Source organism: Streptomyces sp. NPDC051563, from assembly GCF_044454225.1.
GTDB lineage: Bacteria > Actinomycetota > Actinomycetes > Streptomycetales > Streptomycetaceae > Streptomyces.
This window is the reverse complement of record NZ_JBITDL010000055.1, coordinates 15,925-29,485: the sequence shown is the minus strand read 5'-3', so window position 1 is coordinate 29,485 and position 13,561 is coordinate 15,925. Positions and strand designations below refer to the sequence as shown.

9 protein-coding genes are annotated in these 13,561 nt (G+C 70.1%); 2 read left to right on the top strand and 7 right to left on the bottom strand.

All coding sequences use genetic code 11. The annotated features are described in order from the left end of the window. Positions 1 to 135: 135 nt before the first annotated feature. From ACIA8F_RS38020 to ACIA8F_RS38005, 4 genes are all read right to left on the bottom strand, one after another. Positions 136 to 1,794 carry a bifunctional aspartate transaminase/aspartate 4-decarboxylase gene (locus ACIA8F_RS38020; protein ID WP_399385621.1) on the bottom strand — a complete coding sequence of 553 codons (1,659 nt, stop codon included), beginning with the start codon at positions 1,792 to 1,794 and terminating at the stop codon, positions 136 to 138. A gap of 37 nt (positions 1,795 to 1,831) precedes the next feature. Continuing rightward, the gene (gene aspT, locus ACIA8F_RS38015; RefSeq protein WP_399385620.1) at positions 1,832 to 3,535 is read right to left on the bottom strand and encodes an aspartate-alanine antiporter; all 1,704 of its coding nucleotides are present in this window, start codon (positions 3,533 to 3,535) and stop codon (positions 1,832 to 1,834) included. Between the two features lie 24 nt (positions 3,536 to 3,559). Continuing rightward, positions 3,560 to 5,242 (bottom strand): aspartate-alanine antiporter, encoded by a 1,683-nt coding sequence (gene aspT, locus ACIA8F_RS38010; protein WP_399385619.1) that lies wholly within the window; start codon positions 5,240 to 5,242, stop codon positions 3,560 to 3,562. A gap of 121 nt (positions 5,243 to 5,363) precedes the next feature. Further along, positions 5,364 to 7,205 carry an AMP-dependent synthetase/ligase gene (locus ACIA8F_RS38005; RefSeq protein ID WP_399385618.1) on the bottom strand — a complete coding sequence of 614 codons (1,842 nt, stop codon included), beginning with the start codon at positions 7,203 to 7,205 and terminating at the stop codon, positions 5,364 to 5,366. Positions 7,206 to 7,328: 123 nt separating this feature from the next. On the opposite strand from ACIA8F_RS38005, the gene ACIA8F_RS38000 reads away from it, so the two are divergent. Continuing rightward, positions 7,329 to 8,105: a MerR family transcriptional regulator gene (locus ACIA8F_RS38000; RefSeq protein WP_399385617.1), complete on the top strand. Its 777-nt coding sequence runs from the start codon at positions 7,329 to 7,331 to the stop codon at positions 8,103 to 8,105. Further along, positions 8,068 to 8,742 carry a 1,4-alpha-glucan branching protein gene (locus ACIA8F_RS37995; protein WP_399385616.1) on the top strand — a complete coding sequence of 225 codons (675 nt, stop codon included), beginning with the start codon at positions 8,068 to 8,070 and terminating at the stop codon, positions 8,740 to 8,742. The genes ACIA8F_RS38000 and ACIA8F_RS37995 overlap by 38 nt, the downstream gene beginning before the upstream one ends. A gap of 101 nt (positions 8,743 to 8,843) precedes the next feature. On the opposite strand, the gene ACIA8F_RS37990 is transcribed toward ACIA8F_RS37995, so the two are convergent. The 3 genes from ACIA8F_RS37990 to ACIA8F_RS37980 form a co-directional block, all read right to left on the bottom strand. Further along, positions 8,844 to 11,015 carry a 3-hydroxyacyl-CoA dehydrogenase NAD-binding domain-containing protein gene (locus ACIA8F_RS37990; RefSeq protein WP_399385615.1) on the bottom strand — a complete coding sequence of 724 codons (2,172 nt, stop codon included), beginning with the start codon at positions 11,013 to 11,015 and terminating at the stop codon, positions 8,844 to 8,846. Between the two features lie 52 nt (positions 11,016 to 11,067). Then, positions 11,068 to 12,282: an acetyl-CoA C-acetyltransferase gene (locus ACIA8F_RS37985; RefSeq protein WP_399385614.1), complete on the bottom strand. Its 1,215-nt coding sequence runs from the start codon at positions 12,280 to 12,282 to the stop codon at positions 11,068 to 11,070. 81 nt (positions 12,283 to 12,363) lie between these two features. Then, entirely contained in the window at positions 12,364 to 13,506 is a 1,143-nt protein-coding gene (locus ACIA8F_RS37980) for an acyl-CoA dehydrogenase family protein (RefSeq protein ID WP_399385613.1), read from the bottom strand. Positions 13,507 to 13,561 lie beyond the last annotated feature (55 nt).

Here is a 13,561-nt window from a genome sequence, read left to right as displayed (position 1 = left end):
TCTAGCCCAAACACCCCATCTCCCAGATGCAGCATCCCCTGAGCCTCCCGACCGTGTTCGCGGTGATCGGGGGCCCGGGGGGGGGGGGCGCCCCCCCCCCCCGGCCCCCCACCCCCCTTCCTCGTGCTCCGGACCTCAGCCGTTCGCCTTGGCCCGCTCCCACTCGCTCGCGTAGTCGTTGAAGATCTGCCGCAGGTGGTGGCCGATCTTCAGGTAGTCCAGGTCGTCGAGGTTGGCCAGCGAGACGCGCACCGACCACTGGGGGCCGTCGAAGCCGCCGCCGTTGAGGAGGACCACCGAGGTCTGCTCGGCGAGCCGGAACAGCGGGTCGACCGGTTCGTAGTTCTTCTCCAGGAAGTCCGCGAAGTCCTTGCCGTGGACCCGCTCCGCCTCGGCCAGCAGGTCGAGCTCGATGTAGTACCCGGCCCGCTTGTCGTCCTCGGAGATCTTCATCTGGGCGCCCTCCAGGAGGAGGTCGAGGCGCCGGTGGACGATCTGGCGGATCCGCTCCTTGTACGCCTGGCCCTCGCCCAGCATGTCGAAGAGCGAGAAGAGCACCATCATCGTCTGCTGCGGCAGCGAGAGGCCGGCGGTGTGGTTGAGGGCCACCGAGCGGGAGTCCGCGACGAGCCGGTCGATGAAGCGGATCTTCTCCGGCTCCAGGGTGAGGGTGCCGTAGCGCTTGGCCAGACGGTCCTTCTGGTCCTGGGGGAAGGCGGCGATCATCTCGTCGATGACGTTGTCGTCGTGCAGGCCGATGACGCCCAGGCGCCAGCCGGTGCAGCCGTAGTGCTTGGAGTACGAGTACACGAGCAGCGTGTTGCGCGGCAGGTCGGCGGCGATCGAGCGGAAGCCGGGCACGAAGGTGCCGTACACGTCGTCCGTGACGATCAGCAGGTTCGGGTTGCTGGTGGCGACGATGTCCTTGATCTGGTTCGCCACCCGGTCGCTCAGTGCGAGCGAGGGCGGGTTGGACGGGTTGACCAGGCAGACGAGCTTCACGGAGGGGTCGGCCAGCTTGGCGACCTCCTCCTCCGGGTAGCGCCACTGGCGCACGCCGGTCTCGGCGAAGAGGCTCGCGGCGACGTTGACCACCTCGAACTCGAAGGTGTCGAGCTCGGGGATCTCGATGTACGGCGTGAACACCGGGGTCATCAGGGCGATCTTGTCGCCCTTCTTCAGGATCCCGTTCTTCATCAGGGAGTCGAAGATGTAGCACATGGCGGCGGTGCCGCCCTCGGTCGCGAACAACGACAGGTTGCCGCCCTCGGGCGGCTTCTTGTCGAACATCTCGTCGGCGACGTAGCCGCGCACCACGTGCTCCGCGTGGGTCAGCATCCGGTCCGGTACCGGGTAGTTGTCTCCGGTGATGGCGTCCGTCAGCTCGTGCAGGAAGGCGTCCTTGTCGAACGGCCAGCGCGAGAGCGCGTAGGCGACGCACGCCGACAGCATCTCCACGCCCGGCAGTTCGGGATGGCGCCGGGACCAGGACTCGAACCGCTCGCCGATGCCCTTCCTCTCCGGCATCCCGCCGAGGTTGTCGGCGGTCCACACCCGGCGGGACTCCTCCAGGGCGAAGTAGCCCAGCGCGTAGAAGGCCTCGCGCGGGCCGGTGGCGATCCAGTTCGGGTTGCCGCGGCCGGCGTTGAGCATGGCGCGGGCGGTGGTGTCCTTCTGCCCCGGCTTGTCGGCCTGGGCGGCGGTGGCCAGCTGGATGAACTTGTCCTTCAGCTCGAACGGGCTGAGCTGTGCGAAGGACTGGATCTCCTCGCGGCTGAAAGTGGTCTCCGGCACGGTGGCTTCCTTTGCTTCGAGGTCGGCAGGGCTTCGTTCAGTGGTTGAGGAGGACGATCACCGCACCCCAGATCGTCAGCAGCACGTTGCTGACGGCGTAGGGGATCGTGTAACCGAGCGTCGGAACCTGGGATTTGGACTCCTCGTTGACGGCTCCGATGGCCGCCGTGGTGGTCTGGCCGCCGGCCAGGACGCCCATGAGGATCGGGAAGCGGATCTTCTGGATGTGGTGGCCCACGAGGAAACCCACCAGGAGCGGGATCAGCGTGATGACCGCGCCCCAGAGCAGCAGCCCCCAGCCCGCGGAGGCCAGGCCGCTGGTGAAGCTGGGTCCGGCGTTGAGGCCGACGACGGCGACGAAGAGGCACAGGCCGAGGGTGTCCATGAACCACTGGGCACCGGGCGGGACGTTGCCGTACGTCGGGTACCTGCCGCGGATCCAGCCGAAGACCAGGCCCATGATCAGTGCGCCGCCCGAGGTGGACAGCGAGATCGGGACTCCGCCGGCGGTGAGGGCCGGGATGCCGAGGCAGCCGCCGAGGAAGATGCCGAGGCCCACCCAGATCATGTCGGTGGCGAAACTGGTCGGGACCGGCTTGCCGATGGCCTGCCCGGCCGGGTCCACCAGCCGCTTGGGGCCGGAGAGGATCAGGGTGTCGCCCCGCTCCAGCTGGGTGGAGAGCCGGTAGGGGAACTCCGCACCGGACCGGTAGACCTTCTCGATGTAGACGCCGACCATGAAGGGCTCGGCCCTCAGCTCCGCGATGGTCTTGCCCAGCTGCGCCTTCTCGGAGGCGACGACGTGCAGGCTCTCCGTCTGGTAGCCGAGGAGTTCGACGTCGTCGGTCTCGGGACCGATGTGGGTGCGGGCGTCGAACGCGACGAGGGATTCGCGCAGGGCGCTGACGGCGACGACGTCGCCCTCGCGCAGGACGGTCTGCTGGGTGTGGTCGATGATCGCGCCGTCCCGGCGGATCCGGGTGAGGTAGATCCGCTGGCCCAGGGCCTTCTGCTGGTGCTCGAAGTCGTCGATGGTCCGGCCCACGAGGTCCGGCCGCTGGATGGTGTAGGCCCGCAGGACGACCTCGTAGTAGCCCTCGTGCAGGTCGGGGTTGTCGCTGGGCGCGTCGAGCTCCTTGGCGAGCTGGGCGCTCTCGGCGGCCAGGTTCCGGCGGTAGAGCCGGGGCAGCACGTTGGCCAGGAGCAGCGCGCAGAGGATGGTGCCGAGGGGATAGGTGACGGCGTAGCCGACCGCGACGAGGTTCTGCTGGTCGGTGATCTCGGACGGGCTGAGTCCGGGGAGGTTGCCGATGGCGTCCTGGGCCACGCCGATGACGGCCGACTGGGTGAGCGCGCCGCCGAGCAGGCCGGCGCTGAGTCCGGGGCCGTAGCCGAGCATCACGGCGAAGCCCCAGGAGACCAGCAGGCCGGTGACGCAGACGATCACCGCGTTGAGGACCTGCGGCAGGCCGTCCTTCTTCAGGCCGCGGAAGAACTGCGGGCCGACCTTGTAGCCGAGGGCGAAGAGGAACATCGTGAAGAAGAGGTTCTTCACGGTTCCGTCGATGGTGATCTTGAACTGGGCGCCGAAGACCAGGCCCATGATGAGGCAGCCGGTGACGGCACCCAGCCCGATGGCCTTCCATCTCAGTTTGCCGACGAGGAAGCCGAAGGCGACGGTGATGAAGACCAGGAGCTCGGGGTGCGGTTTGAAGATGTTCCGGACAAGGAAGTCGATCATGCTGGTAACCCGTCCTGGTGAGGGTCAGGCTCCGAGGATCCCGACGAGGATCGGCCCGGTGAGCGGGAGCAGGAAGTTCGACAGCGCGTAGGTGATCGTGTAGCCGAGCATCGGAACCGAGCTCTGTGCCACTTGCGTGACCGAGGTGATGGCCGGTGTGGAGCACTGCTGTCCGGCGATGGCGCCGATCAGCAGCGGCTTCTCGATCTTCAGGAGCTTGCGCCCGACGACCAGCGAGATCGTGGCCGGTACGAGGACCATGGCGATCCCGGCGAACGGCAGCAGGGCCCCGTACTCCTTGAGGAGCGGCCAGGCCTGCGGGCCCGAGGTCAGACCGGTGCAGGCGATGAAGACCGCGAGCCCCATGTCCTTGATGGTGGTGGCGGCTTGCGGCGGGAAGGCGCCGAAGGTCTGCCGGCGGGAGCGGAACCAGCCGAAGAGCAGACCCGAGATCAGGCAGCCGCCGCCGGTGCCGAGCGAGAGCGGGACCCCGCCGGCGCGGACCACGATCTGCCCGATGAGGGAGCCGATCGCGATGCCGAGACCGAGGTAGATGAAGTCGGTGGAGTCGTTCTTGGCCACCGTGCCGATCTTCGCCACGATCCGGTTCAGGCCCGAGCGGGCGCCCACGAGGGTGATGACGTCACCGCGCTCGACGACGGTGTCCGGGTTGGCGGGCAGGTGCTGCTCGCCGCGCAGGACGTCGGTCACGTACACGCCGCTGCGCGCGAACTCCGCATGGGTGGAGCGGATCTGGTCCAGGGACTTGCCCGCGACCGAGCGGTCGGTCATGGCGACCTGGCGGGTGGCCAGCGGGGTGTCCACCCCCGGGATGCCGGGGGTCTCCGGGCCGATGGCCCGGCCCGCCGCGATGGCCTCGGAACGCCGGCCGACGACGAGCACGAGGTCGGCGAGGAGGAGTTCGAGGTCCGGGGCGGGGGTGAGGTCCTTGGAGCCGCGCCGGACGGCTTCCACGGTGACCCTGCCGTCGAAGGCCGCTTCCAGGTTCCCGACGGTGCGGCCGTCGGCGAGGGTGACCAGGTGGGTGCGCCCGACCAGGCCGGGCACCGCCTCCCGCTCGTCGCTCTCCAGGCCGCCGGAGCCGCCGCCGCGCATCTTCTCCCACAGCTCGCGCGAGGCGTCCGCCAGGTTGATCCGGAGCAGCATCGGCATGATCTGGCTGGTGTAGATGACGATGGTGACCAGGCCGAAGAGGTAGCAGACCGTGTACGCGGTGGCCACGTGGCCCTGGTACGTGGAGATCTGGTCCGCGGTCAGGTCGGGCAGCTTTCCGATCGCCTCGGTGGCGGTGCCGACCACGGCGGATTCGGTGGCCGCGCCGGCCAGGATGCCGGAGGCGGTGCCGACGTCGAGGTCGAAGGCCTTGGCCAGGAAGTAGGCGAGGCCGAGCACGCTGACGAGCTCGATGAAGCAGAGCGCGAAGAAGCGCAGGCTCTTGCGGTTGAGGTTGGCGAAGAACTGCGGTCCGGCCATGTAGCCGAGGGCGAAGATGAAGAGCGCGAAGAAGATCGTCTTCACGTCGGCGTCGATCTCGATCTTGGCCCAGGCGCCGAGCAGCAGCGACACGATCAGCGTGCCGCAGATGCCGCCGAGGGTGATCGGGCCGACGCGCACCTTGCCCAGCAGGTATCCGGCCGCCAGGCAGAGGAACAGGGCGAGTTCGGGGTGGTCTTGCAGCACACCCATGGGCGATCAGCCGCCCTTTCCGGGCGGCGTCGAAGATTCAGGGTATATGCACATTTCATCACCCTTGCCCGGTGAACGTCCATCCGCTCACCGGGCAGGGCCATTCGTGTGACGGAGGTCCCTAAGGAGCCTCGTACGGCTCCGCGTACAGCCCCTCGATCAGCTCCGCGTACTTCTCCCGGATCACCCGGCGGCGCAGTTTCAGGGACGGGGTCAGCTCCCCCGACTCGGGACCCCACTCCCCGGTCAGCACCCGGTAGCGCTTGATCTGCTCGGTGCGGTTGAGCCGGGCGTTGGCGGCGGCGACGGCCCGGGCGATCTCCTCCCGTACGGCCGGGTGCGCGGCGAGCTCCGCGGGCGTGGCGGCCCCGATGCCGCGGGCCTGCGCCCAGGCCGGGCCGAGCTCGGGATCCAGGACCAGGAGGGCGACGAGGTAGGAGCGGCCGTCGCCGTGGACCAGGGCCTGGCCGATCAGGGGGTGTTCCTTGACGGTGTTCTCGACGAGGGCGGGCGAGACGTTCTTCCCGTTCGAGGTGATGATCAGTTCCTTCTTGCGGTCGGTCAGCCAGAGGTACCCCGCCTCGTCGAGCCGCCCGATGTCCCCCGTGGGGAACCAGCCCGCCTCGTCGCAGGCGCTCTCCACCGAGCCGTCCGGGAGGAGGTACCCGCCGAAGACGGTCTCCCCGCGCGTGAAGATCTCCCCGTCCTCGGCGATCCGCAGCTCCAGGCCTTCGATCGGGCGGCCCACGGAGCCCAGCCGGAAGCCGTCCGGGCTGTTGACCGTGCACACGCCGGAGGTTTCGGTGAGCCCCCACGCGTCCATGATGGTGATCCCCCAGCCCGCCCAGAAGCGGACCACGTCGATCGGCATCGGCGCGGTGGCGCTGGCCGTCCAGACCAGCCGGTCCAGCCCGGCCAGTGTCAGCAGCGGATCCAGCACCCGTTCCTTGGCCGCGGCGTACGAGGCTTCGAGCGCGGCCGGGACCTCCTCCCCGCGCTCCCGGTGCCCGGCCCGCTCCCGGGCCAGGTCGTTGGCGGCTTCGATGGCGCGGCGCTGCTCCTCGGGCAGCCGCCCGAGGACCGCCCGTACGGAGGCGGCCAGCTTCTCCCACACCCGGGGCACCCCGAAGAACTGCACCGGGTGCAGCTCCCGCACCGCCACCGATACGGCGGCCGGGTCGGCGCACAGCCGGACGTGGGCGGCCCGCAGGAGCGGGAGGTAGATGCCGAGGATCCGCTCGGCTATATGCGCGAAGGGCAGGTAACAGAGGTGCTCGGCGTGCTCGGGCAGCTCGATGTGCCCGTCGAGGCGGACCGACTGGAGCACGATGTTGCGGTGGGTCAGGCGCACCCCCTTGGGGTCGCCGGTGGTCCCCGAGGTGTAGACGACGGTCAGCGGGTCCTCGGAGCGGGACTCCCGCCAGGCCTTCTCGAAGGCCTCGGAGCGGTGGAGGTGCACGCCGCCGGCGTACACGGACGCGTAGGTCGAGTGAGGGCCCGCTTCGGGGGCCTCGGCCACGACGAGCCGTTCCAGCGGGGTCTGCGGGTCGGCCAGCAGCGGCTCCCACCGGGCCAGCTCCCGGGCGCCTTCGACCACGGCGAGCCGGGCCCGGCTGTGGCGGGCTATGTGGGCGATCTGCTCGGGCGCGGAGGTCCCGTACACGGTGACGGGGACGGCGCCGAGGTGGACGAGGGCGAGGTCGGTGAGCCAGTGCTCGGGGCGGTTTCCCATCATCAGCAGGACGTGCTCGCCGCGTTCGACGCCCAGGGCGGCGTATCCGGCGGCGAGGACGGCCACCTTGCGGCGGACGTCCGACCAGCTGAGGGTGGTCCAGGCCGTGCCGTCGGGGCCTTCCCGCCACGAGAGGGCGGGGAGGGCGCCGTACTCGGCGGCGTTGCGCGCCAGCAAGGCGGGCAGGGTGAGCTCGTCGGGAGGTGCGGGCAGTCGCAGGTTCGTGGGCATGGGCAGCTCCTGGCCGTTTCACATCGTTGGTGCGACAGCAATACTGTTGAACACGAACGGTGGCGATGTAGCTGTGCCGTCTCAGGACGTACTGATACTGATCAGAGAGCAAGGCGGAGGCCCATGACCACCCAGGCACCGGAGCCGGCGTCGCTGACCGTCGACGAACTGGCGGCCAGGGCGGGTGTGACCGTCCGCACCGTACGGTTCTACAGCACGCGCGGGCTTTTGCCCCCTCCCGTGATCGGACCCCGTCGGGTGGGCCGTTACGGCCCGGAGCACCTGTCCCGCCTGGCGCTCATCGAGGAGTTGCAGCACCAGGGCATGACCCTCTCCGCCATCGAGCGCTACCTCGACGCCCTGCCCGACGACCTGAGCGCACACGATCTGGCCATCCACCGCGCGCTGGTGGCGACCTGGGCCCCGGACGCGGCGCTGGACTCCTCGCGCGCGGAGCTGGAGAAGCGGGCCGGGCGGACGCTGTCGGAGACCGACATCCGGCGGCTGACGGCCATGAACGTGCTGGCGCCGACCGCGGAGGGCTTCCGGGTGGACGTGGGGCTGCTGCGGCTCGGGGTCGCGCTGCTCGACGTGCCGATCGCGCACGAGACGATCCTGGCCGCCCGCGAGGTGCTGCTCGGGCACGCGCGGACGGCCGCGCACCAGCTGACCGCGCTGTTCCGCGACGAGGTGTGGGGGCCGTTCACGCAGGGCGAGAGCGATCCGGAGCGGGTGGAGTCGATGAAGGCGCTCTCGGCGCACATGCAGCCGATGGTGGTGCAGGCCCTGGTGACCGCCTTCCAGCGCTCGCTGAAGGAGGAATTGCGGGCGGCTTTCGTCTCCGAGCCGGTAGGTTCCGGCCATGGCGATGATCTACAAGACCCCCATGAAGCCCGGTAAGACGGAGCTGCTCGCTGCCTGGCTCCCGACGCGGCCGTGGTACGCGTCCACGGGGCACGCCCCGGAGCTCGACCGCTCGGGCGGGTTCCGGCTCGACGACCCGGCGGGCGAGGTCGGCATCGAGTTCATGGTGCTCACCGACACCTCGGGCGGCCGGGAGACCTGCTACCTCGTGCCGCTGACCTACCGCGGCGCCCCGCTGGAGGGTGCCGAGGCGGGCCTGGTGGGCATCTCCGAGCACGGGGTGCTCGGCACCCGCTGGATCTACGACGGCTCCCACGACCCGGTGCTCGTCGGCCAGTTGCTCGCCCTGCTCCAGGGCCGCGCCGTGGCGCAGGACCAGTGCGACAGCGGGGTGGCCGACCCCTCGGTCACCGCCCGCTTCGACGGTTCCGAGCTCCCGGAGATCCTCCCCGGGACCCGGCTGGAAATCACCGACGGCGAGCGGAGGTCGTACGTGTCCGTGCCGCGCGGCCCCCTGCTCGCCCTGCGGCGCGTCCTGCGGTCCGGGGACGACGGGTGGGCCGACGCCACCGGGGTCACCGGCCGGCTCACCGCCGGCTGGACCGCACCCGACGGATCCTCGCACCGGGCGCTGATCGTGGCGCTGCGCACCAGCGGGCACGCCGAGGCCTGATCCGCCCGGCCCGCGGTCCCCGGGCGACCGGCCCGCGGTCCCCCGGCGACCCGCCCGCGGTCCCCGGGCGCGATGCCCCGGGGACCGCGGGCCGGTTCCGCTCAGTCCGCGTACGTCTCGCCCCGCCCGGCCTTCTCGACCAGGGAGGCCGGCGGGGTGAAGCGCTCGCCGTACTTCTCGGCCAGCTCGCGGGCCCTGGCGACGAACCCGGCCGGGCCGCCCTCGTAGCCGTTGATGTACTGGATCACGCCGCCGGTCCAGGCCGGGAAGCCGATGCCCATGATGGAACCGATGTTGGCGTCGGCGTAGGAGGTCAGGACCCCCTCGTCGAAGCAGCGGACGGTGTCCAGCGCCTCGGAGAAGAGCATCCGCTCCTTCATGTCGAGGAACGGGATCTCGTGCCCCGGCTTGGTGAAGTGCTCGCGCAGCCCCGGCCAGATCCCGGCGCGCTTGCCGCTCTCGTCGTACGCGTAGAACCCGCCGCCGCCGCTGCGCCCGGGGCGCCCGAACTCGTCGACCATCCGGTCGATGACGGTGTCGGCCGGGTGCTCCGGCCAGTCCCGGCCCTCGGCCTCGAAGGCCTTGCGGGTCTCGTTGCGGATCTTGCGGGGCAGCGTGAGGGTCAGCTCGTCCATCAGGGAGAGCACCTTGGCCGGGTACCCGGCCTGGGCCGCGGCCTGCTCGATGGAGGCGGGCTCGATGCCCTCGCCGACCATGGCGACGCCCTCGTTGATGAACTGGCCGATGACCCGCGAAGTGAAGAACCCGCGCGAGTCGTTGACCACGATCGGGGTCTTGTTGATCTGCCGTACGAGGTCGAAGGCCCGGGCGATGGCCTCGTCGCCGGTGCGCTCGCCCTTGATGATCTCGACCAGCGGCATCTTGTCCACGGGCGAGAAGAAGTGCAGGCCGATGAAGTCGGCGGGCCGCGAAACCCCTTCCGCGAGGCCCGTGATGGGCAGCGTGGAGGTGTTGGAGCAGAGCAGCGCGTCGGGGGTCAGGTACTCCTGGATCTCCTGGAACACCTTGTGCTTGAGGGCGGTGTCCTCGAAGACGGCCTCGATGACGGCGTCGCAGCCCGCCACGTCGGCGGCCTCGGCGGTCGGGGTGATCCGGGCGAGCAGCTCGGCGCGCTTGGCCTCGGTGGTGCGGCCCCGGGACAGGGCCTTGTCGAGCAGCTTCTCGGAGTAGGCCTTGCCCTTGGCGGCGGCCTCGGGGGTGACGTCCTTCAGCACCACCTCGATGCCCGCGCGGGCGCAGGAGTAGGCGATGCCGGCGCCCATCATCCCGGCGCCGAGCACGGCCACCTTGGCGACCTTGCGGGGCGCGACGCCCTGCGGGCGGCTGCGGCCGGCGTTGACGGCCTGGAGGTCGAAGAAGAACGCCTGGATCATGTTCTTGGCGGTCTGCCCGGTGACCAGCTCGGTGAAGTAGCGGGCCTCGATGGTCAGCGCGGTCTCGAAGTCCACCTGGGCGCCTTCGACGGCGCAGGCCAGGATGTTGCGCGGGGCCGGGTACGGGGCTCCGTTCAGCTGCTTCTTCAAGTTGGCCGGGAACGCCGGGAGGTTGGCGGCGAACCGCGGGTTGGACGGGGTACCGCCCGGGATGCGGTAGCCGGGGACGTCCCAGGGCTGCGCCGACTCCGGGTTCGCGTCGATGAAGGCGTGCGCCTTGGCGAGCATCTCCTCGGGCGTGGCGGCCAGTTCGTGCACCAGGCCGTTGGCCAGGGCGCGCTGGGGGTTGTACTGGGTCCCCTGGAGCAGCACCTTGAGGAGCGCGTCGGCGATGCCCATCAGGCGGACGGTGCGGGTGACGCCGCCGCCGGCCGGGAGCAGGCCGAGGGTGACCTCGGGCAGGCCGATCTTGGAGCCGGGGGCGTCGAGGGCGACGCGGTGGTGGGAGGCCAGGCAGATCTCGTAACCGCCGCCGAGGGCAGTTCCGTTGATGGCGGCGACGACGGGCTTGCCGAGGGTCTCGATCCGGCGCAGCGAGGCCTTGATGGCGGTGCCGGTGTCGAAGGCCAGCTGCGCGTGCTCCGGGCGCAGCCGGATCATGTCTTTGAGGTCGCCGCCCGCGAAGAAGGTCTTCTTGGCGGACGTGAAGATGATGCCGCGGATGGAGTCCTTCTCGGCCTCGGCGCGGTCCGCGATCGCGGCGATGGAGTCCTTGAAGGCCTGGTTCATCGTGTTGGCGGACTGGTTCGGGTCGTCGAGGACCAGGGTGACGACGCCGGTCTCGTCCTGTTCCCAGCGGATCGTGGTGGACTCGCTCATGTTCGCAACTTCCGTGTCAGGGGTGGGATCAGGGATCGGGGATCAGGACGAGTCAGAGGCGTTCGACGATGGTGGCGACTCCCATGCCGCCGCCGACGCAGAGGGTGACGAGGCCGTAGCGCTTGTCCTGGCGCTCCAGTTCGTCGACGACGGTGCCGAGGATCATCGCGCCGGTGGCGCCGAGCGGGTGGCCGAGCGCGATGGCGCCGCCGTTGACGTTGACCTTGTCGAGGGAGACGCCCATGTCCTTGACGAAGCGCAGGACGACTCCGGCGAAGGCCTCGTTGATCTCGATGAGGTCGATGTCGTCGATGGTCAGTCCGGCCTTGGCGAGGGCCTTGCGGGTGGCCGGGGCGGGGCCGGTGAGCATGATGGTGGGCTCGGAGCCGGAGACGGCGGCCGAGACGATCCGGGCCCGGGGGGTGAGACCGTTCCGCTCGCCCGCCTCGCGGGAGCCGATCGCGACGAGGGAGGCGCCGTCGACGATGCCGGAGGAGTTGCCGGCGTGGTGGACGTGGTCGATCTTCTCGACCCAGTGGTACTTCTGCAGGGCGACGGCGTCGAAGCCGCCGAGGTCGCCGATGTCGGCGAAGGAGGGCTTCAGCCGGGCGAGGGTGTCGGCGGTGGTGCCGGGGCGGACGAACTCGTCGTGGTCCAGGACCACCAGGCCGTTGCGGTCGGTGACCGGGACGATCGACTTGGCGAAGCGGCCGTCCTTGATGGCGGCGGCGGCCCGCTCCTGCGACAGGGAGGCGTACTCGTCGACGTCGCGCCGGGAGAATCCCTCGATCGTGGCGATCAGGTCGGCGCCGATGCCCTGCGGGACGAAGTCGGTGTCCCAGCCGGTCATCGGGTCGTTGAACCAGGCACCGCCGTCCGAGGCCATCGGGACGCGCGACATCGACTCCACGCCGCCCGCGAGGACCAGGTCCTCCCAGCCGGAACGGACCTTCGCGGCAGCCATGTTGACGGCTTCGAGGCCCGAGGCGCAGAAGCGGTTCTCCTGTACGCCCGCCACGGTGTCCGGCAGCCCGGCGGCGATCGCCGCGATCCGGGCGATGTCGGAGCCCTGGTCGCCGACCGGGCTGACGACGCCGAGCACGATGTCGTCGATGGTGCCGGGGTCCAGGCCGGGGTTGCGCTCGCGCAGGGCGTGGATGAGGCCGACGACCAGGTCGATCGGCTTGGTGCCGTGCAGGGAGCCACTGGCCTTGCCTCGGCCGCGCGGCGTGCGGATCGCGTCGTATACGTACGCTTCGGTGCTCACTGGTCAAGCCTTTCGGGGGGTGCGGAGGGCGAGGTCGGAGGGCGAGGTCGGAGAGGGGGTCGGAGAGGGGGTGCGCGGGGGTCAGGCCAGCAGGGAACGGCCGATGATCTCCTTCATGATCTCGGTCGTGCCGCCGTAGATGGTCTGGATGCGACCGTCGGTGAAGGCCCGCGCGACCCGGTATTCGGTCATGTAGCCGTATCCGCCGTGCAGTTGCAGGCAGCGGTCGGCGACCCGCTTCTGGAGTTCGGTGGCCCACCACTTCGCCATCGAGGCGTGGACGTGGTCCAGCTCCCCGTTGGAGTGGTCGGTGATGCAGCGGTCGAGGAAGGTACGGGTGACCGCGCACTCGGTGGCCATCTCCGCGATCTCGAAGCGGACGTGCTGGAGCTTGGAGAGCGGCCGCCCGAAGGCCTCGCGCTCCTTCACGTACTGCGTGGTGATCTCCAGCAGGTACTCGGCGGCGGCGATGCCGGCCATCGCGATGCCCATCCGCTCCTGCGCGAGGTTGGTCATCAGGTGGACGAAGGCGCCGTTCAGCTCCCCGAGGAGGTTCTCCTTGGGGACGCGCACGTCGTTGAAGAAGAGTTCGGCGGTGTCCTGTGCCTTCTGGCCGATCTTGTCGAGGTTGCGTCCGCGCTCGAAGCCCTCGGTGCCGCGTTCCACGACCAGCAGCGACATCCCGTGCGCCCCGCCGTCGGGGGTGGTCTTGGCGACCACGATCACCAGGTCGGCGAGGATCCCGTTGGAGATGAAGGTCTTGGAGCCGTTGAGCACCCAGTGGTCGCCCGCGTCCTCGGCGGTGGTCCGGATGCCCTGGAGGTCGGAGCCCGCGCCCGGCTCGGTCATCGCGATCGCGGTGATGATCTCGCCGGAGCAGAAACCGGGCAGCCAGCGGCGCTTCTGCTCCTCGGTGGCCAGCGAGGTCAGGTACGGCCCGATGATGTCGTTGTGCAGGCCGATGGCGAGCCCGGCGGCGCCCGCCCGGGTGAACTCCTCGGCGATCACCGCCGCGTACCGGAAGTCGGTGTTCCCGCCGCCCCCGTACTCCTCCGGGACGGCCAGGCCGAGCAGCCCCTGCCGGCCGGCGGCCCGCCAGGCCTCGCGGCTGACGATCCCGTCCTTCTCCCACTGCTCGTAGTGCGGCAGCACCTCCTTGCTCAGGAAGGTGCGGACGGTCTCGCGGAACGCCTCGTGATCGGCGTCGAAGAGCCGGCGTTTCATGAAAGGGGCCTCCTGGAGCCGGTTCGTGACGGATTCTCGGACATGAGCGGGAGCT